This is a genomic window from Saccharothrix saharensis (assembly GCF_006716745.1).
Taxonomy (GTDB): domain Bacteria; phylum Actinomycetota; class Actinomycetes; order Mycobacteriales; family Pseudonocardiaceae; genus Actinosynnema; species Actinosynnema saharense.
This window is the reverse complement of sequence record NZ_VFPP01000001.1, coordinates 3,188,586-3,207,266: the sequence shown is the minus strand read 5'-3', so window position 1 is coordinate 3,207,266 and position 18,681 is coordinate 3,188,586. Positions and strand designations below refer to the sequence as shown.

The window sequence follows — 18,681 nt, the reverse complement described above, 5'->3', positions numbered from 1 at the left end:
ATACCTACCAGGCGGTCAGGCGCTCTTGGCGAGCCTGCGGTGCCGGCCCGCCACGACGCCCGGCCGCGTGCGGACCAGGTTCGCGAACGCCGCGCCGACCCGGGCGATCTCCGCGGCGGGCTCGGACAGCTCGGCCAGGCCCGCGGTGAGGGCCAGCATGCGCTGCTCGCGCTCGATCGCCTCGGTGGACGTCAGGTGCGCGTCGAGCACGGCCCGCAGCACGGGCTGTTCGGCGGCCAGCGCCCGCCACGTGCGGGCGACGGTCTCGACCCGGTCGTCGCTGTCCTCCAGAGCCGCGCCGAGCCGTCCGGTGAGCTGCTGCATCCAGCGGTAGTGCAGGGCCAGGAGCAGTTCGTCCTCGGTGGCGAACAGGTCGCGGTCGAACGCCAGGGGTGCCGCGGGATCCCCCGCCGCGGCGCGGAGCACGGCGTCCAGCGCGTCGCGCCGTCGGTAGAAGTCGGACCAGCTCATGATCACGCCCTCCTCTTGTGGTGACCGGCGTCATACCCCAGGTCTTTCGCATACCGCCGGTATGAGACGAACATACCACGAGTACGTACCGTCGGTATGTCGTACGGTTGTGAACGTGGTGACAGTGCGGTCGAGGCGGTTGGACTACTCGGAGTCGACGAGGCAGGCGCTCGTCGACAGTGCCGTGGAGCTGTTCACCAAACGCGGTTACGCGGGCACTTCGCTGGACGAGGTGGCCAAGCGGGCCCGCCTCACCAAGGGCGCGCTCTACCACCACTTCAGCGGCAAGCAGGCCTTGTTCGAGGCGGCCTTCGACTCGGTCGAGACGAAGTTCATCGAGAAGCTCGGCGAGATCGTGAGCGCGCCCGGCGACCCGTGGGAGACCGCCATCGCGGGTCTGCGCGCGTACGTGCGGGTCTGCCTGGAGCCCGCCTACCAGCGGATCGTCATCCACGAGGCGCCGGTGGTGATGGGCTGGGAGCGCTGGCGCGAGGCGGAGGAGCACTTCAGCTACGGCCTGCTGCGCTCCACGATCGAGGTCCTGGTCACCTCCGGCGAACTGGAACAGCTGCCCGTCGAGACCATGAGCCGCCTGCTGTTCGGCGCGCTGTCCGCGGGCGCGAGCACGATCGCCGGCGCGTCCGACCCCCGCAAGGCCAGCGCCGAGGTCGAACGCACCATCGTCCGCGTGGTGGAAGGCCTCCGGGTCCGGACCGACGTCCCACCGCCCGTCGAGGACAAGCGCTCACGGTCCCGCCGCCGGTGAAGGCACTCGAATCGCGGCGGGCCGACCCGTCGGACTAGCGTCAACCGGGTGGAACTCCGCATCTTCACCGAGCCTCAGCAAGGGGCCTCCTACGACGACCTGCTGGCGGTGGCGCGCACCGCCGAGGCCGCGGGCTACGGCGCGTTCTTCCGCTCCGACCACTACCTCAAGATGGGTGACGGCGACGGCCTGCCCGGCCCGACCGACGCCTGGATCACGCTGGCGGGCCTCGCCCGTGACACGAGCACGATCCGCCTCGGCACGCTGATGACCGCCGCCACCTTCCGCCACCCCGGCCCGCTGGCCATCTCGGTGGCGCAGGTGGACCACATGTCCGGCGGCCGGGTCGAGTTCGGCTTCGGCGCGGGCTGGTTCGAGGACGAGCACACCGCCTACGGCCTGCCGTTCCCCGCGACCCGCGAGCGCTTCGAGCGGTACGAGGAGCAGCTGGAGATCATCACCGGCCTGTGGAACACGCCCGTCGGCCAGACCTACGACTTCTCCGGCAAGCACTACACCCTCACCGACTCGCCCGCGCTCCCCAAGCCCGCGCAACGCATCCCGGTGCTGGTCGGCGGCACGGGACGCAAGCGCACGCCCGCGCTGGCCGCCCGGTTCGCCGACGAGTTCAACCTCCCGTTCCAGCCCGTCGCGGACGCCGTCGAGGTGCTGGCCCGCGTGGACGCCGCGTGCGCCGACATCGGCCGCGACCCGGAGGAGGTCACCCGCTCCGCCGCGCTCGTCGTGTGCGTGGGCCGTGACGACGCCGAGGTCGCCCGCCGGGCCGCCGCCATCGGCCGCGACGTGGCCGAGCTGCGCGAGAACGGCCTGGCCGGCACGCCGGACGAGGTGGTCGACAAGCTGGGCTCGTGGCGCGAGCAGACCGGCATCAGCCGCGCCTACCTCCAGGTCCTCGACCTCGCCGACCTCGACCACGTGGAGTTCATCGCGCAGGCCGTCGCGCCTCAGCTCCGGAGCTGACCGGCGACGTCCGACGCGGCGGTGAGCAGGACGAGCACGGGCACGGTCGCGGCCTGCCGCAACCGGTAGCTCCCGCGCTTGTCCTGCTCCACCACGCCGGACGCGGTCAACGCCTTCAAGTGGTGGTACAGCTGGCCGGTCGACCCCAACCGGGCCGCCTGCTGCAACGCCGTCGCGGGCTGCCCGCCCCGCGCCAGGAGGGTGCGCACGATCTCCACCCGCACCGGGTGCGCCAACGCGGACAGCACCTCGATCCGGGGCCGGTCCGGCAACGACAGCACGTGCTCCGGCGTCACGTCCACCCGCCACGACACCGGGCTGTCACCCGCCGCGGCACCCGCGAGCGCGTCCCGCTCGTCGCCCTCCAACGCGGCCACGCGCTGTTCCAGCTCGGCAAGTCGCTGCACCAGGTCCACCGCGGTCATCCTACGAGAGGCCCACCTGGAATTCCCGCAGCACAGCGGCCTCCACCAAGGCCCTGCGCGCCAACCCGGCCAACTCCCCGGCCCGCGCCTGCCACCCCTCGTCGACCTCTTCGACCAGCACGGCCGCACTGCCCTCCGGCACGTTCAAGCCGACCGCCACGATCCCCGGCAGCACTCCCACCACCACACCGTCGAGCACCTTCCGGCACATCCGGTTGACCTCCGCCGCCGTGCCCGCCCACGTCCCCAGCGCCCACGAACGACGCTTCTCGTCCGTCACGTCGGGGAACCGCCCGAGCACTTCGAGCCGCAACCGCGGATCGTCCACGTACCGCTCGACCTCCACCGACCGCCCGAGCACCAACCGCAACACCTCGGCCGCGAACGCCGGCACCGCCACCCCCAACCGCCGCCCCAGCCAGTCGCCGGCCGCGAGGTCGCCGTGCCGGACCATCACCGACACCAGCTCGCCCACCGTCACGAACCGCTGCGGCTCGTCCGCCACCACCCCGTTCGTGGACGTGAGCCCCAACGCCCGCAACGCCGCCTGGTGCGCGCCACCGTCGAAACCCAGGTGGTACTGCTCCCACTCCCGGACGCGCACCCTCTCGTCCGCCGCGACACCACCCCCCGCGTACGCGGCCAGGTGCGACAGCACCCGAACCGCCGCCAACGGCTGCCGCTCGTGCGGCCGGTGCGCGACCCGCCCACCACGCCCGTCGAGCACCACCGCCACGTGCCGCCGGTTCGCCCGCATCCAGTCGAACCAGCTCTCGGACGCGACGCCGGGCAGCACCGTCACGGCACCGGCCACCCCGCACGCTCGGAACAGGTGCCGTCGAGTCAGGAGCACGACGATCTCCCTCCAGTTGTCCGTAATTCCGGAACTCCAGAGGGTAGACCCGTCAGCCCGCCCGGACCGCGAACGTCACCCCGGCCGCCACCGGCTGCTCCCGCACGATCGTCCGATCGGTCACGGGCAGGTCGCCGTTCAACGCGTCCACCACCGCCCGACGGACCAACGGCAGCACCTCGGCCACCGTCACGTCACGTCCCAGCTCGTGCGACAGCGACGCCACCCCCGCGTCCCTGATCCCGCACGGGATGATGTCGCCGAACGCCGCCAGGTCCGCGTCGCAGTTGATCTCGAACCCGTGCATCGTGACGCCGCGCTGCACCCGGATCCCGATCGCCGCGACCTTGCGCTCGCCACCCCGGTCGTCAGCCGGGAGCCACACACCGCTGCGCCCCTCGACCCGCCCCGTGCGCACACCCAAGTGGTCGCACACGTGGATCAACGCCTGCTCCAACCGCCGCACGTACTGCACGACGTCCAACGGCTCGGCCAGCCCCACGATCGGGTAGCCCACCAACTGCCCCGGCCCGTGCCAGGTGATCTTCCCGCCCCGGTCCACGTCGATGACCGGCACGTCGCCACCCCTGGGCCGCTCCTCGGCCTCGGTGCGCCGACCGCACGTGTAGACGGGCGGGTGCTCCAGCAGCAGCATCGTGTCGCCGATCGCGCCGTTCGCCCGCGCCTCGGCGAGCTCCCGCTGCAGGTCCCACGCGGCCAGGTAGTCGATGGTGCCCAGCTCGCGCACCTCGATCGGGTCCGTCGAGGTGCGGCAGGAAAGGTCAGGACTGCTCACGTCTCGACACTACGCCCACGGGCACCAGCCGAAGGGCACGGGAGACGACCAGGCCCACCCCGACCACCGCCAGCACCGCACCCACCGTGTCGGTGAACCAGTGCATCTCCAACACCACCCGGCTGGCCGCCGTCACCACCACCGCCGTGCACGCCAGCACCACCGCGACCTTCAACCACCGGCGGGCCAACCACGCGCACAGCACCACCCCCGTGAACGCCACCGACGTGACCGCCGTGACGTGCCCGCTCGGGTACGCCCACTTCGGGAACTCGATCGGCCGGACCCGCTGGTACCAGTACCGGGCGAGGACCGTGGACCAGCACACCGCCAACAGCACCGCGCACCGCGCCAACAACGGGTCCTTCGCGAGGAACGCCCGCAACACCAACGAGACCAACGCGATCGTCGCCAGCCCCGGGCTGAGCACGAAGCTCACCACCGCCGACACGTCCACGAACCCCGGCCCCAACGCCACCGCCCCCCGCCGCAGCCCTTCGTCCACCGCGGGGGGTTCGTGCCGGACCGTGAGCCCCAACACCATCGAGGCCAGCGCCAGCACGACGCCGACCAGCACGCCCATCACCTCTCGACGGCCGCCGCGACGGCCGCCCCGAGCGCCGGGTGCAGGAACTGGAGGCCCCGCTGCTCCAACACCCGCGGCACCGCCCGCTGCCCGGCCAACAGCCCCTCCTCCGCCATCTCGCCCAACACGGCCTTCAACGCGAACGTCGGTGCCACCCACGGCGTGGGTCGGCGCAAAGCGTGACCGACCGTCCGCGTGAACTCCGCATTGGTCACCGGACCGGGCGCCGTCACATTCACCGGCCCCGACACGTCGTTCTCCACCAAGAATTGGATCGCCGCCGTCACATCGTCCAACGAGATCCACGGCATGTACTGCCGCCCATCACCCAACCGCCCACCCAGGAACAACGAGAACAACGGCCTGATCTTCCCGAACAAACCACCCGACGGACTGATCACCAACCCGGTCCGCATCTTCACCACCCGCGCGTGCCCCTCCGCACCGGCCGTCGCCGCCTCCCACTGCCGGCACAGCCCCGCCAGGAACCCCGTCCCCGACGGGCTCGACTCGTCGACCACCTCGTCCCCGGTGTCGCCGTAGTACCCCACCGCGCTGGAGTTCACCAACACGGGCACCCCGTGCTCCACCACAGCCGCCGCCAACACCTCCGTCGGCACCGTGCGACTGTCCAACAACACCTGCTTGCGCGCGTCACTCCACCGCTTGTCCGCGACCCCGGCCCCACAGAGGTTGACCACCGCGTCGACCCCGTCCAGCGCCCCACCGTCGATCCGCCCGGCCGGCGGATCCCACCCGCGCTCATCCGGCCCGGACGGCCGCCGCCGAACCAGCCGCAGCACCTCGTGCCCCCCACCGCGCAACGCGGCGACCACACTGGTGCCGATCAACCCCGACGATCCCGCGATGACAACCCGCATGCGTTGATCGTCTCGCAGCACGCCACCGGTTGCACAGCGGCAACCGTGTCACCCCCGCCACCTCACCGCGACTTCCCGAAGCAGGGATTCGTGTCATCCCGCCGACCTGGCTTCGCCCTGCCGCGTGTGGTAGCCCGGAGGTCGGTCGGTGGGATGACACGTAACCCTGACCACCACCAACCCGACAGGAGCCGACAACGGATTTGGTTGCCATCCTGCTGATCCGCCCGTCCGGCGAGGAATCTTCAGTCTTCTGATCTTTTATCTTCGCCGAAACCAAAAGCCGCCCCCCACCCGGGGAGCGGCTTCCGGTCATTCGACTCTCAGAGCCCGAGGTCGGCCTCGAACGACCCTTCTTCCAACCGGTTCTTCACGGTCGTGAGGAACCGACCGGCGTCCGCACCGTCCACCAGCCGGTGGTCGTAGGTCAGCGCGAGGTAGGCCATGGACCGGATGGCGATGGTGTCGTCACCGTTCTCGTCCGTGATCACCACGGGCCGCTTCTTGACCACGCCCACACCCAGGATGCCGACCTGCGGCTGCTGGATGATCGGCGTGTCGAACAGCGCGCCGTTGCTGCCCAGGTTGGTCAGCGAGAACGTGCCGCCGGTCAGCTCGTCGGGCGTGAGCTTGTTGGCCCGCGCCCGCGCCGCCAGGTCACCGATCTTGTGCGACAGGCCGGCCAGGTTCAGGTCACCCGCGTTCGCGATGACCGCGTTGAGCAGGCCCCGCTCGGTGTCGATCGCGATACCCAGGTGCTCGGCACCGTGGTACACGACCTCCTTCTTCTCCTCGTCGATCGACGCGTTCAGCACCGGGTGCTGCTTGAGCGCCTCGACCGCCGCCTTGGCGAAGAAGGGCAGGAACGTCAGCTTCGTGCCTTCGCGCTGCTCGAACGCGGCCTTGGCCCTGTTCCGCAGCCGGGCGATCTTGGTGACGTCCACTTCGAACACCTGCGTGAGCTGCGCCGAGACCTGCAGCGACTCCCGCGTGCGCTGGGCGACGATCTGCCGCAGCCGGGGCAGCTTCTGCACCGTGCCGCGCTTGCCGCTGGTGTCGGCCGGGGCCGACGCGACGCGCTGGGCCGGGGCCGACGCCGCCGGCTGGGGCGCCTCCTGCTTCGGGGCCTTCTTGGCCTCGACCGCCGCGAGCACGTCCTGCTTGCGGATCCGGCCGCCGACACCCGTGCCCTTGAGCGTGGCCAGGTCGATGCCGTTCTCCGAGGCGAGCTTGCGCACCAGGGGCGTCACGTAGGGCGCACCATTCGACTCGGCCTCCGGCTCGGCCTTGGGAGCTTCCTGCTTCGGCGCGGGAGCCTCCTGCTTGGGTGCCTCCTGCTTGGGGGCTTCCTGCTGGGGCGCCTCCTGCTTCGGGGCCTCCTGCCGGGGAGCCTCCTGCTTCGGCTCCGGCTTCGGCGCTTCCTGCGCCGCCGGCGCCGGCGAACCCGAACCGATCACCGCGAGCCGACCGCCGACCTCGACGGTCTCGTCCTCACCGGCGGTGATCTCCAGCAGGGTGCCCGCCACCGGCGACGGGATCTCGGTGTCGACCTTGTCGGTGGACACCTCCAGCAGCGGCTCGTCGACCTCGACCGAGTCGCCGACGGCCTTGAGCCACCGGGTCACGGTGCCCTCGGTGACGCTCTCGCCCAGCGCGGGCATGGTCACCGGGGTGCCCTCGGCCGACCCGCCGGACTGGGCCGGCGCGGCCTCCGCCTCGGGCTCGGGCGCGGACTGCGGCTCGGACTGGGACTCGGGTTCGGACTGCGGCTCCGGCTGCGCCTCCTCGGCCGGCGCGGCAGCGTCACCGGCGGTCGAGTCGGACGCGTCGGACGACGCCCCGGAGTCCGAACCGTCACCGATGACGGCGAGCTCAGCGCCGACCTCGACGGTCTCGTCCTCCTGGGCGACGATCTTCTGGAGCACGCCCGCCGCGGGCGACGGGATCTCGGTGTCGACCTTGTCGGTGGACACCTCCAGCAAGGGCTCGTCGACCTCGACGCGGTCACCCTCCTGCTTCAACCAGCGGGTGACCGTGCCCTCGGTGACGCTCTCGCCGAGTGCGGGCATTTGGACGGAGAAGGCCATCGTTCGCTGACTCCTCGTGCGTGGGTCGGGGATCGGCTGACTGGGGTGCGACGGTCAGCCGTGCACGTGCAGCGGCTTGCCGGCCAAGGCGAGGAAAGCCTCGCCGAGGGCTTCTGTCTGGGTCGGGTGGGCGTGGATCAGCGGAGCCACGTCCTCGGGGTAGGCCTCCCAGCTGTAGATGAGCTGGGCCTCACCGATCAGCTCGCCGACCCGCTCGCCGACCATGGTGACACCGACCACCGGGCCGTCGGGTGCCTTCACGAGCTTGACACCGCCGGCGGTCTTCAGGATCTGGCTCTTGCCGTTGCCCGCGAGGTCGTAGACGAACGTCTCCGCGGAACCGTACTTCTCCTTGGCCGCGGCCTCGGTCAGCCCCACGGACGCGACCTCGGGCTTGCAGTAGGTGACGCGCGGGATGCCGGCCTCGTCGATGACCTTGGGGTTCTGCCCGGCGATGTCCTCGGCGACGAAGATGCCCTGCTGGAAGCCCCGGTGCGCGAGCTGCAGGCCGGGCACGATGTCGCCGACGGCGTACACCCCCGGGACGCTCGTGCGCAGCCGCTCGTCGGTGATGACGAAGCCGCGCTCCATCTGCACGCCCGCTTCCTCGTAACCGTGGCCGGCCGTGTTCGGCCCGCGGCCGACGGCCACCAGCAGCAGGTCGGCCTCCAGCACGTCACCGGACTCGAGCGTGACCGACACGCCCGACTCGCTCTGCGTCGCGCCGGTGAACTTCACGCCGGTCTTGAACTTGATGCCGCGGCGGCGGAAGGCGCGCTCAAGCTGCTTGGACGCGTACTCGTCCTCGGCCGGGACCAGGCGGGGCAGCGCCTCCACGATGGTCACGTCCGCGCCGAAGGAGGCCCACACGCTGGCGAACTCGACGCCGATCACGCCGCCGCCGAGCACGACGACCTTCTCCGGGATGAAGTCCAGGTTGAGCGCCTGGTCGCTGGTGATGACCCGGCCGCCGATCTCCAGGCCGGGCAGGCTGCGCGCGTACGAGCCGGTCGCCAGGACCACGTTCTTGCCGGTGTAGCGCTGCCCGTCCACCTCGACGGTGTTCGGGCCGACGAACGTGCCCGCGCCCTCGACCAGGGTCACCTTGTTGGCCTTGACCAGGCCCTGGAGTCCCTTGTAGAGGCGGCTGACCACGCCGTCCTTGTACGAGTTGACGCCCGCGATGTCGATGCCCTCCAGCGAGGACTTCACGCCGAACTGGTCACCTTCGCGCGCGTTGTCCGCGACCTCCGCCGCGTGCAGCAGCGCCTTGGTGGGGATGCAGCCGCGGTGCAGGCACGTGCCCCCCAGCTTGTCCTTCTCGACCAGGATGACGGACAGGCCGAGCTCGGCCGCGCGGAACGCGCAGGCGTAGCCGCCCGAGCCGCCACCGAGGATCACAAGGTCGGCGGAGGTGTCGGTCACGGAATCTCCCTGGAGAGCTTGATGCCTTACTCCGCGCGGGTGCGCGCGTGTGGTTGCCATCTTGTCACTACCGCGCGAACGGCCGCGACGCGGTGTCGGTCTTGGGGCGATTTGCCCCCACCTTCACACGGGCGCCGGCACCATGGTCGGCAGAAGTCCTTGCAGGAGGTGGCCCGGTGGGGCTGTTCGACCGTTTTCGCAGGAAGCAGCGGCCTGGCGTGCTCAGATCGGCCACGTCCACGGACACCGGCCACCTGGAGCGGTGGGCCGCCGCGCGTCGGGGCGTCGAGGCGTACGTCGAGCCGAAGACGACCGTGACGGACACCACGATCGTGCTCGTGGCGCACGACGGCGAGTGGACGCGCCGCCGGATCGACGGCACCGAGGGCGCGAAGAAGCTGGCCAAGAAGCTGGAGATCCCGATCTACGACGCGGGCATCGTGGGCTACCCGAAGCGGATGCGGGAGTACTCGCGGCGCAAGAACCAGGGCGCCTGACCTCCGGCCTGCCTCCGGGTCCGGCCCCGAACCTGCCCTCAGGCCTGCCTGATCCCGTCCCACAACGTCCTCACCAGCGCTTCCGGATCTCCCGGCCGGTCCGAGAAGAATCCCAGGAACGCCTGGTAGTGGCACGCGCCCAGCAGCAGGTCCGCCGCCGACCCCGGGTCGACGCCCGCCGGCAACCGCCCCAGCTCCCGCTCCGCCTCCAGGTACCGCGCCAACGTCTCCGGCACGGTCGCCGGACCGACGCCGTGCACCTTCAGCGCGTCCCGGTGCGCCGCCAGCAACGCCGGCTCGGAGAAGATCGACGCGGCGATCGGGAACGTCTCGCCGTAGAACGCGATCGCGGCCCGCGCGATGCCGACCAACGTCTCCCGCACCTCGCCGCGTCCTGCCCGCAGCCCGGCCAGCAGCCCCGTCAGGTCGCTCGGCGCGCGTTCCCGCAGCACGGACAGGAACAGCTCGGTCTTGTCCGCGAAGTGCTTGTAGAGCGCCGCTTCGGAGAAGCCCGCCGCCTTGGCGATCTCCTTCGTGGTCGCCCGCGCGAGCCCCTTGGTGCGCATGACGTGGGCCGCCGCGTCGAGCATGCGGTCGCGTGTGGTCATGGGGCTATCCTAGAGGTTAGTGAGTACTCACCAACCGAAGGGTGGAGCCATGCGCATCACGGTTCTGGGCGCGAGCGGGGGCACCGGCTCGAAGATCGTCGAGCTGGCCCGGGGAGCGGGGCACGACGTCACCGCGATCGTGCGCACGCGCAACGGCCGCGACACGGTCGCCGACGTGATGGACCCCGACTCGATCGGACCGCACGTGGCCGGCGCGGACGCCGTCGTCTCGGCGATCGGCCCGCGGGCGGCGCTCGCGCCGACCTCCGTGCAGACGGACAGCACGAGGTCGGTCGTCCTGGCGATGAAGGCGCACGGCGCGCGCCGGCTCGTCGTGGTCAGCAACAGCGGCATGGTGACCGACGGCGACGACCCGTTCACCCGCTACCTGGTCAAGCCGGTCCTGCGCCGGGTGCTCAGGCACCCGTGGGGTGACATGGCGCGGATGGAGGACGTCGTGCGCGCGAGCGGTCTGGAGTGGACGATCGTCCGCCCGCCCCAGCTCACGAACGGTCCGCGCACGGACGCGTACCGCACCGCGGTGGGCACCAACGTGCGCGGGGGCATGCGGGTGTCCCGGGCCGACCTGGCAGCGCTGGTGGTGCGCTGCCTGGCCGACCCGGGAACCGTCCGTCAGGCGATCAGCGTGGCGAACTGACCATCACGAGCCACGACTCGCGGGCTCAGCCGTTCGCCGCGATGTCCGCCAGCACCGCCGCCAGGGTGCGCACCGGCACGCCGGTGCCGCCCTTGGTGGTGTACCCGTACGGCCCACCGGTGTGGAACGACGGCCCCGCCACGTCGATGTGCGCCCACGTCACGCCCTCGGCCACGAACTCCCGCAGGAACACGCCCGCGGCGAGCATGCCGCCGAACCGGTGCCCGGCCACGTTCGCGATGTCGGCCACCTTCGAGTCGAGGTCGCCGCGCAGCTCGTCCGGCAGCGGCATGGCCCACGCCTGCTCACCCACCGCGCGCCCGATCGCGGCCACGCGGTCGCGGAACTCCTCGGTGCCCATCACACCGGCCGTCCGCTTGCCCAGCGACACGACCTGCGCGCCGGTCAGCGTGGACGTCTCGATCAGGTAGTCCGGGGCGTCCTCGCAGGCGCGCACGATCGCGTCGGACAGGATCAGCCTGCCCTCGGCGTCGGTGTTGAGCACCTCGACGGTCTTGCCGCCGTACATGGTCAGCACGTCACCGGGCCGGTAGGCGGTGCCCGACGGCATGTTCTCCGCCATCGGGGCCCACGCGGTCACCTCCAGCGGGTACTTCAGCTTCGCGGCCAGCACGACGGTGGCGATCACGGCCGCCGCGCCGCCCATGTCCGAGGTCATCTCGTCCATGCCCGCGGCGGGCTTGATCGAGATGCCGCCGGTGTCGAACGTGATGCCCTTGCCGACCAGCGCCACCTTCTTGCCCGCCTTCGGGCCGCGGTAGGTGATGCGCACCAGGCGCGGGGGACGGCTGGAGCCGCCGCCGACGCCGAGGATTCCGCCGAAGCCCTGCTTGCGCAGCGCCTTCTCGTCCAGCACCTCGACCTCGAGGCCTTCGGCCTTGGCCAGGGCGGCGGCGCGCTCGGCGAACGAGGCGGGGAACAGGTCGTTCGGCGGGGTGTTCACCAGGTCGCGGGTCGCGGTGACGGCCTCGGCGATCGCGGTGGACGCCTTGAGGGTCGCGCGGTGCGCACGGATGTTGCCCTCGGCCGGCGCGACGAGGTCGACGCGCGCGACCGGGCCGTCGCCCTTGTTCGACTTGTAGGCCGTGAACGAGTACGCGCCCAGCAGCGTGCCCTCGACGGCGGGGCCGAGGTGCAGGGTGCTCAGCGTGGTGACCGCGCGCTTGCGGCCGGAGAGGGCGCGGGCGGCGGCGCCGGACGCGCGGCGCACCTGCTCCTCGGTGACCGAACCGTCGTCGGCGGGCTTGCCGAGGCCCACGGCGAGCACGACGCGCGCGCTGAGCTTGCCCAGCGCGGGCACGGTGACGACCTCCTCGGCCTTGCCGCTCGCGCCGACGGCGTCGAGCACGTCCAGCAGCGCGCCGTCGAACGCGGCGTTCACCGCCTCGGAGCCGGCGGCGAGGGCGAGGCCGTCCGGTCCCTGGACTGTGCCCACCACAACGGCGTCGGCGGTGGTGCTGCTCGGGTCACTGTCGGTGATGGCCAGCTTCGGCGCGGTCACTGCGGCTCCTTGACGGGGTCCTCCCGGCGCTTCCTGGTCGTGCGGCGGGATGGGGATGATCTGACGAATGCTAAAGGTCGCGTTCACACTGATGGCCGCCGCACCTTCGATCGCAATGAGTAACAATTAACACGAACGGGGGTCAACCGGCCGGGCGTTCGCGGTCACCCGGTTGATCTGAGACTGTGTACCGGTGACAATCACGCCCCGTGCCGGAGCCGTGGCGCTCGCCCTCGGCGCGACGTTGGGGGCCGGTGTGTTCACCGGTTTCGCCCCCGCCGCGGCCGTGGCGGGCCCCTGGTTCCTGCCCGGCCTCTTCTTAGCCGCCGTGACGGCGTTGTGCTGCGCGTTCTCGACCGCGGACCAACACCGCGCGTATCCGGACGCCCCCGGCGGGTACGCCTACATCCGGAACCAGCTCGGGCCGTGGCCCGCGCGCATCGGCGCGAGCGCGCACCTGGTGGGCAGAGCGGGGATGGCCGCGGCGCTGGCCGGGATGTTCGGCGCGTACGTCGTGCCGGAGCACCGGGCGGCGGCGGCCGTGGGGCTGATCGTGGTGACGGCGGCGTTGGGCGCGGCCGGTGTCCGCTGGAGCACCGGGGTGAGCGTGGCCGCCGCGGGTGTGGTGCTCGGGGTGCTCGCGCTGGTGGTGCTGGTGTGCTTCTCCGTGGCGCCGCCGGAGAACCCGGCGGTCGGCGGGATCGGGCCAGCGGCTGGTGGGCCGGGGTTCGACGGGGTCATGGGAGCGGCGCTGCTGCTGTTCGCGGCGTTCGTCGGGTTCGAGCGGGTGACCGCGCCGCGAGGCGGTGACCAGGTGTTCTCCTCCCGCGTGCTGCACGTGGCCGTGCCCGTGGTGATCGGTGTGGTGCTGCTGGTGGGTGTCGGCGTGGGCGCGGCGCTGCTGCGGCAGCTCGGGTCGGCGCGGTTGGCGTTGTCGCCCGCGCCGCTGCGTGACGCGCTGGTCGTGGCCGACGGGGCGTGGCTGCTGCCCGTGCTCGCGGTCGGCGCGGCGGTGGCGGCGGTGTCGTCGCTGTTCTTCGTGCTCGCGTCGGCGCGGCGGACGTTGGTCGGGTTGACCGAGACGGGTGACCTGCCGGCGATCCGGGCCGGGTGGCCCTTGGAGGTGGTGGGCGCGGCGCTGGCGGTGGGCGCGGTGGTGGCGCTGCCGCCGTCGACGGCGCTGGCGGTCGGTGCGTGCGGGACGGCGTTCTACTACGGCTTCACGAACGCGTCGGCGCGGGTGTTGTTGCAGGAGGACCGGACGTGGCCGATGCGCACGGCGTGCCTGGGGCTCGGGCTGTCGGTGCTGCTGGCGATGAGCGCGCCCGCCACGGCGTTGGTGATCACCGGGTTGGGGATCGCGGTGGGCACCGGGTTGCTCGGGCTGGGTCGGGTGCGGCAGCCGGTCGGGTGAGGCGTTCGCGAAGGTTCCTCGGTTCTCCGGCGTGAGTGTTCCCCGGCTCTTTTGGATGGTCGGATGTCCGAGCGTCGGGACAGCGATTTTCTGACGTCCCACCGGCGGCTATCGTGCTGCCATGACGACCGCGTTGCCTTTCACCCGGACCCCCAACCCGCAGCCGGCGACCCCGGAGCGCGTTGCGGAGGTACTCGCCAAGCCGGGCTTCGGGCAGCACTTCACCGACCACATGGTGACGATCCGCTGGAACCAGGAGCAGGGCTGGCACGACGCCGTCGTCGAGCCCTACCACTCGCTGGAGCTCGACCCGGCGGCCATGGTGCTGCACTACGGCCAGGCGATCTTCGAAGGGCTCAAGGCCTACCGCCAGCCCGACGGTTCGATCGCGTCCTTCCGCCCCGAGGCGAACGCCGAGCGCTTCCGCGCGTCGGCGCGCCGGTTGGCGATGCCCGAGCTGCCCGACGAGCTGTTCCTGGAGTCCATCCGGGAGCTGCTGGCCGTCGACGAGCGGTGGGTGCCCGCCATCCCCGAGGAGTCGCTGTACCTGCGGCCGTACCTGTTCTCCACGGAGAAGGGGCTGGGCGTGCGGCCGGCGAAGGAGTACCTGTACGTGCTCATCGCCTCGCCCGCCGGGTCGTACTTCGCGGGCGGGCTGAAGCCGGTGACGGTGTGGTTGTCGACCGAGTACGTGCGCGCGGCACCCGGTGGGACCGGTGCGGCGAAGTTCGCGGGCAACTACGCGGCGTCGCTGGTGGCGCAGGCGCAGGCCGCCGACCAGGGTTGTGACCAGGTCGTGTGGCTGGACGCGGTGGAGCGCCGGTGGGTCGAGGAGATGGGCGGGATGAACCTGTTCTTCGTCCTGGGCTCGGGGGAGGGCGCGCGGGTCGTGACGCCGGAGCTGTCCGGGGCGTTGCTGCCGGGGATCACGCGTGACTCGCTGCTGCGGCTGGCGGCCGATTTCGGGTACGCGGTGGAGGAGCGGCGGTTCTCCACGGAGGAGTGGGAGAAGAAGGCGGAGTCCGGTGAGCTGACCGAGGTGTTCGCGTGCGGGACGGCGGCGGTGATCACGCCGGTCGGGCACGTGAAGCACGCGGACGGCGAGTTCGCGATCTCCGGTGGGCGCACCGGTGAGGTGACGATGAAGCTGCGGAACCACCTGACGGGGATCCAGCAGGGCCTGGTCGGCGACCCGCACGGGTGGATGACGAAGATCGACTGACGACCGGCGGGACCTGCCGGCAGCCCTGTGCCCGCCTCCTCCGGGAGACGGGCACAGGGCGTCACGCGGCTACCGCCACCACTGCTGGTTCCAGGGTCCGCAGTCCCAGAGCTGCACCTTGCCGCCGTTGCCGCCGGTGTTGGTGTCGGCGTCCAGGCAGCGCTGGAACCGCACGTTCTCGAAGTGCCGCACCGCGGGTGTCGCCCGGGAAGCGGCGACCTCCCCGGCCTGTGGCGCACGTCGGTCCGCCGACGCCGCGCCCGTGCCGCCCGTGACGATCGCCACCACGGCCAGCAGTACCGCCATCGTCCAACCGGCCTTCCACCGTCCTCGCATCCGTCCCCCCATCGTGGTGCTCCCCGGCCCGACCGGCGGGCCGGCTCGCATTCCACTGTGGACTGTGGTGGCCGGGCCCCGCTGGGCCGAACGGGCCGGACGTGCGGGCACCGCGGGCTGCCCGTGGGGGCAGCCGCCCGGGCGGCGGTCAGAGGGCGGTGACGGCCAGCACGGCGAGGGTGGCCGTTTCGCACGCCGCGCCGAGGACGTCGCCGGTGATCCCGCCGAACCGCTTCCGCGTGTGCCCGATCAGGAGCAGGACCAGGACCGCGGCCACGACGACGGCCAGGGGGCCGTGCCACGGGTGCACGAAGAACCCGGCCGCGGCCAGCGCGGTCCACCAGCCCACGGCGACCCGGCGCGGCTGGGTGCCCGCCACCAGGGCGCCCAGGCCCTCCGGGCGCGCGGCCGGCACGCCGCTCAGGCAGCACAGCACGAACGCGGCCCGGCCGGTGGTCAGGGCCAGGAGCACCGCTCCCCAGGTGACGGTCGGCAGAGCGGCGGCCTCCGCGCCCAGCACGACGATGAGCGCGACCACCGCGAACGGGCCCGCGCCGCCGTCCTTCATCACCGCGAGCGCCCGTTCGGGCGGGCCGTAGCAGCCCAGGCCGTCGGCGGTGTCGGCCAGGCCGTCGAGGTGCATGCCCCGGGTGGCCAGGGCGAGGAAGCCGACGGTCAGGAAGCCGGCGACGAGGTCGGGCAGGGGGAGCCGGAGGATGGCCACGGCGGCGGCGCCCAGGAGGAGGCCGACGAAGGGCGCGAAGGCGATGGCTCGCCGTGCCGCCCGCGCGTCGACTTCGCCGGAGCCGACGCGGAGGGGCAGGACGGTCAGCCAGGACAGCGCCAGGCGCATCAGGCGGGCCCGGAGATGCCCGCGCTGTCGAAGGTCGCCATCTCGGCCAGGATGCGGGTGGCCATCACGACCAGGGGGAGCGCGGCCACGGCACCGGAGCCTTCACCCAGGCGCATGCCGAACTCCAGCAGCGGGTCGAGGCTCAGGTGGCCCAGGGCGAGGGCGTGGGCCGGTTCCACCGAGCGGTGGCCGGCGACCCACCAGTCGCGGGCGCCGGGGGCCAGTTCTTCGGCGACGACGGCGGCCGCGCCGACCACCACGCCGTCCAGGATGACCGGGGTCTTGCGGACGGCGGCCTGGGCCAGGAAACCCGCCATGGCCGCGATGTCGGCGCCCGAGGAGGCGGCCAGGAGCGCCACCGGGTCGTTGATGACCGGGCGGGCGCGGCGGAGGGCGTCGCGGATGGCGGCGGTCTTGCGCATCCAGCCCTGGTCGTCGATGCCGGTGCCGCGACCGACGACGGCGACCGGCTCGGAGCCCGTGAGGGCGGCGATGAGGACGGCGGCCGGCGTGGTGTTGCCGATGCCCATGTCGCCGGCGATGAGGAGGTCCGCGCCGCCGTCGACCTCGTCGTCCACGAGTCGGCGGCCCACCTCGACGGCCCGCTCGGCCTCTTCGCGGGTCAGGGCGTCCTCGCGGTCGATGGAGCCGGAGCCGCGGCGGACCTTGAAGTCGCCGACGGCGGTGTCGGAGTCGACGGCCAGGTCGACCACGCGGACGGTGGCGCCGGCGGCGGTGGCCAGGACGTTCACCGCGGCGCCGCCCGCCAGGAAGTTCGCGACCATCTGGCCGGTCACCTCGGGCGGGTAGGCGGAGACGCCGTGCTGGGCGACGCCGTGGTCACCCGCGAACACGACCACCCGGGGACGGGTGAAGGGGCGGGGCGGGCACTCGCCCTGGCAGGCGGCCACCCACGCGCCGAGGTCTTCGAGCCTGCCGAGTGAGCCGACCGGCTTGGTGAGCACGGCGTGCCGGGCCAGCGCCTCGGTGCGGGCGTGCTCGCTCGGCGGCTCGACGGACGGGAACTCGATGGTCACCGACTACCTCCGGGTTCGCGCAAGCGCAGTGGGATTCCGGCGACGACCAGCAGCACCTCGTCGCAGACCTCGGCCAGCCGCGCGTTGAGCGAGCCGAGGTGATCGCGGAAGAGCCTGCCAGAGTGCGTGCCGGGCACGACGCCCAGGCCGACCTCCGCCGACACGAGGACCAACCGGGCGCGGGTGTGCGCGACCGCCCGGACCAGCGCCGCGCACTCGGCCTCGACCTGGCCCATGCCGTGGCCCTCCCAGGCGCCCGCGTCGTCCAGCACGCCGTTGAGCCAGGTAGCCACGTCGTCCACCAGGATCGGCGGGTCGACCTCGCTGGTGGCGGTGAGCAGGGCGATCAGGTCGCTGGGCGCGGGGGCCTCCACCGTGGTCCAGGTGGCGGGGCGGCGGGCGACGTGCTGGGCGATCCGCAGTTCCCAGTCGGCGTCGTCGGGGTAGCGGCGCGCGGTGGCCACGTAGGTCACGACGTCCTCGGCGAGCAGCCCTTCGGCGTGGGCGGACTTCCCCGAACGCGCGCCGCCCAGCACCAGTGTCCGACGCGTCACACCGCACTCCAACCGTTCCGTGAGGACATAGCCTGACCGGGAACGTTACCCGTACGGAGCAGCGCGAGGAGGTCCGTCATGGAGTACCGGTGGCGGTACCAGGACGAGCACGGCCACGAGATCGACGGCCCGGCGGCCGCCTTCCCCGACCAGACCGCCGCCGAGGACTGGTTCTCGTCCGCGTGGGTCGAACTGCGGGAGGCGGGCGTCGCGCAGGTGACGCTGCTGCGCAGCGAGTCCGAGGTCTACGGCCCGATGTCCCTCGCCCCGGCCGAGTAGCCGTCCGGCTCCTGCGCGACGTCCGGTGAACGGGCAGCCCCGGTAAGCCGCTGCCCGTCCGCCTGGAGGACCGGAGTCAGTTCAGGCTGATCGCGGCAGCCAGTCGCCGCAGCTCCGGGATGCGCGCCCCGAGCATCCGGTACAGCTTCTCCGCCGCGTCGGGCGTCAGGGCCACGGTCGCCGTCGTGTCGAAGGTGATCTCGTAGTCGCCGTCAGCGGTCACGGATTCCTTGAACTCCGCCTCGCTCGTGATCCGGATGTACGACGTCTGCTCGACCGCGTCCGAGGGCTGCAGCACCATCTGGGTCAACTCTCTTCCTCTGCAATGGGCGTGTGCTCCTCTTCCGCCGCAACACCCGTTCGTGCGCGCGGCGAAGAAGGATGAACCGACTTCGGCAATGGCCGCAGTCGCACCGGAAACACCGGTAAT

Annotated in this window: 22 protein-coding genes; 7 read left to right on the top strand and 15 right to left on the bottom strand. The window is 72.1% G+C overall.

Features of this window, described 5'->3' with window-relative positions:
- Nucleotides 1-15 precede the first annotated feature (15 nt).
- The gene (locus FHX81_RS13410; protein WP_141978365.1) at nt 16-471 is read right to left on the bottom strand and encodes a hypothetical protein; all 456 of its coding nucleotides are present in this window, start codon (nt 469-471) and stop codon (nt 16-18) included.
- Nucleotides 472-595: 124 nt separating this feature from the next.
- Here FHX81_RS13410 and FHX81_RS13405 point away from each other — a divergent pair, with 124 nt between their 5' ends.
- The gene (locus FHX81_RS13405; RefSeq protein ID WP_170232416.1) at nt 596-1,237 is read left to right on the top strand and encodes a TetR/AcrR family transcriptional regulator; all 642 of its coding nucleotides are present in this window, start codon (nt 596-598) and stop codon (nt 1,235-1,237) included.
- A gap of 48 nt (nt 1,238-1,285) precedes the next feature.
- Nucleotides 1,286-2,218, top strand: a complete 933-nt coding sequence (locus FHX81_RS13400; RefSeq protein WP_141978363.1) for an LLM class F420-dependent oxidoreductase — start codon at nt 1,286-1,288, stop codon at nt 2,216-2,218.
- Here FHX81_RS13400 and FHX81_RS13395 read toward each other — a convergent pair.
- From FHX81_RS13395 to lpdA, 7 genes are all read right to left on the bottom strand, one after another.
- Nucleotides 2,203-2,643 carry an ArsR/SmtB family transcription factor gene (locus FHX81_RS13395; protein ID WP_141978361.1) on the bottom strand — a complete coding sequence of 147 codons (441 nt, stop codon included), beginning with the start codon at nt 2,641-2,643 and terminating at the stop codon, nt 2,203-2,205. The two genes, FHX81_RS13400 and FHX81_RS13395, sit on opposite strands and share 16 nt — an antisense overlap.
- 1 nt (nt 2,644) lies before the next feature.
- Complete coding sequence (locus FHX81_RS13390) at nt 2,645-3,496, bottom strand: hypothetical protein (RefSeq protein ID WP_141978359.1); 852 nt, start codon at nt 3,494-3,496, stop codon at nt 2,645-2,647.
- A gap of 52 nt (nt 3,497-3,548) precedes the next feature.
- Nucleotides 3,549-4,292 carry a lipoyl(octanoyl) transferase LipB gene (gene lipB, locus FHX81_RS13385; RefSeq protein ID WP_141978357.1) on the bottom strand — a complete coding sequence of 248 codons (744 nt, stop codon included), beginning with the start codon at nt 4,290-4,292 and terminating at the stop codon, nt 3,549-3,551.
- A complete protein-coding gene (locus tag FHX81_RS13380) occupies nt 4,279-4,869 on the bottom strand; it encodes a phosphatase PAP2 family protein (protein WP_246107796.1) in 591 nt (196 codons plus the stop codon). Before FHX81_RS13380 ends, lipB begins: the two co-directional genes overlap by 14 nt.
- Before the next feature lie 5 nt (nt 4,870-4,874).
- Nucleotides 4,875-5,759: a TIGR01777 family oxidoreductase gene (locus FHX81_RS13375; RefSeq protein ID WP_141978353.1), complete on the bottom strand. Its 885-nt coding sequence runs from the start codon at nt 5,757-5,759 to the stop codon at nt 4,875-4,877.
- Between the two features lie 323 nt (nt 5,760-6,082).
- Nucleotides 6,083-7,846 carry a 2-oxoglutarate dehydrogenase, E2 component, dihydrolipoamide succinyltransferase gene (sucB, locus tag FHX81_RS13370; protein ID WP_141978351.1) on the bottom strand — a complete coding sequence of 588 codons (1,764 nt, stop codon included), beginning with the start codon at nt 7,844-7,846 and terminating at the stop codon, nt 6,083-6,085.
- Between the two features lie 54 nt (nt 7,847-7,900).
- Nucleotides 7,901-9,271 (bottom strand): dihydrolipoyl dehydrogenase, encoded by a 1,371-nt coding sequence (lpdA, locus tag FHX81_RS13365; protein WP_141978349.1) that lies wholly within the window; start codon nt 9,269-9,271, stop codon nt 7,901-7,903.
- A 176-nt stretch (nt 9,272-9,447) separates the two neighbouring features.
- On the opposite strand from lpdA, the gene FHX81_RS13360 reads away from it, so the two are divergent.
- A complete protein-coding gene (locus FHX81_RS13360) occupies nt 9,448-9,768 on the top strand; it encodes an oxidoreductase (protein WP_141978347.1) in 321 nt (106 codons plus the stop codon).
- Between the two features lie 38 nt (nt 9,769-9,806).
- Here the strand turns inward: FHX81_RS13360 and FHX81_RS13355 are convergent, their stop codons facing one another.
- Nucleotides 9,807-10,376, bottom strand: a complete 570-nt coding sequence (locus FHX81_RS13355) for a TetR/AcrR family transcriptional regulator (RefSeq protein WP_141978345.1) — start codon at nt 10,374-10,376, stop codon at nt 9,807-9,809.
- A gap of 49 nt (nt 10,377-10,425) precedes the next feature.
- On the opposite strand from FHX81_RS13355, the gene FHX81_RS13350 reads away from it, so the two are divergent.
- Nucleotides 10,426-11,034 carry an NAD(P)-dependent oxidoreductase gene (locus FHX81_RS13350; RefSeq protein WP_141978343.1) on the top strand — a complete coding sequence of 203 codons (609 nt, stop codon included), beginning with the start codon at nt 10,426-10,428 and terminating at the stop codon, nt 11,032-11,034.
- A gap of 25 nt (nt 11,035-11,059) precedes the next feature.
- On the opposite strand, the gene FHX81_RS13345 is transcribed toward FHX81_RS13350, so the two are convergent.
- The gene (locus FHX81_RS13345; RefSeq protein WP_141978341.1) at nt 11,060-12,556 is read right to left on the bottom strand and encodes a leucyl aminopeptidase; all 1,497 of its coding nucleotides are present in this window, start codon (nt 12,554-12,556) and stop codon (nt 11,060-11,062) included.
- A 193-nt stretch (nt 12,557-12,749) separates the two neighbouring features.
- Here FHX81_RS13345 and FHX81_RS13340 point away from each other — a divergent pair, with 193 nt between their 5' ends.
- The gene (locus tag FHX81_RS13340; RefSeq protein WP_141978339.1) at nt 12,750-13,970 is read left to right on the top strand and encodes an APC family permease; all 1,221 of its coding nucleotides are present in this window, start codon (nt 12,750-12,752) and stop codon (nt 13,968-13,970) included.
- A gap of 121 nt (nt 13,971-14,091) precedes the next feature.
- On the top strand, nt 14,092-15,192 hold the full coding sequence (locus FHX81_RS13335) for a branched-chain amino acid aminotransferase (protein WP_141978337.1): 1,101 nt from the start codon (nt 14,092-14,094) through the stop codon (nt 15,190-15,192).
- Nucleotides 15,193-15,261: 69 nt separating this feature from the next.
- Here the strand turns inward: FHX81_RS13335 and FHX81_RS13330 are convergent, their stop codons facing one another.
- The 4 genes from FHX81_RS13330 to cobU all read right to left on the bottom strand — a co-directional run bounded on the left by FHX81_RS13330 (nt 15,262) and on the right by cobU (nt 17,972).
- A complete protein-coding gene (locus FHX81_RS13330) occupies nt 15,262-15,498 on the bottom strand; it encodes an RICIN domain-containing protein (protein WP_141978335.1) in 237 nt (78 codons plus the stop codon).
- Nucleotides 15,499-15,676: 178 nt separating this feature from the next.
- On the bottom strand, nt 15,677-16,381 hold the full coding sequence (gene cobS, locus FHX81_RS13325; protein ID WP_141978333.1) for an adenosylcobinamide-GDP ribazoletransferase: 705 nt from the start codon (nt 16,379-16,381) through the stop codon (nt 15,677-15,679).
- Nucleotides 16,381-17,418, bottom strand: coding sequence for a nicotinate-nucleotide--dimethylbenzimidazole phosphoribosyltransferase (cobT, locus tag FHX81_RS13320; protein WP_141978331.1), 1,038 nt, complete (start codon nt 17,416-17,418; stop codon nt 16,381-16,383). The genes cobS and cobT overlap by 1 nt, the downstream gene beginning before the upstream one ends.
- Nucleotides 17,415-17,972: a bifunctional adenosylcobinamide kinase/adenosylcobinamide-phosphate guanylyltransferase gene (cobU, locus tag FHX81_RS13315; protein WP_141978329.1), complete on the bottom strand. Its 558-nt coding sequence runs from the start codon at nt 17,970-17,972 to the stop codon at nt 17,415-17,417. Before cobU ends, cobT begins: the two co-directional genes overlap by 4 nt.
- A 78-nt stretch (nt 17,973-18,050) precedes the next feature.
- On the opposite strand from cobU, the gene FHX81_RS13310 reads away from it, so the two are divergent.
- Nucleotides 18,051-18,251, top strand: coding sequence for a hypothetical protein (locus FHX81_RS13310; protein WP_141978327.1), 201 nt, complete (start codon nt 18,051-18,053; stop codon nt 18,249-18,251).
- Nucleotides 18,252-18,327: 76 nt separating this feature from the next.
- On the opposite strand, the gene FHX81_RS13305 is transcribed toward FHX81_RS13310, so the two are convergent.
- On the bottom strand, nt 18,328-18,561 hold the full coding sequence (locus FHX81_RS13305) for a hypothetical protein (RefSeq protein ID WP_141978325.1): 234 nt from the start codon (nt 18,559-18,561) through the stop codon (nt 18,328-18,330).
- Nucleotides 18,562-18,681 lie beyond the last annotated feature (120 nt).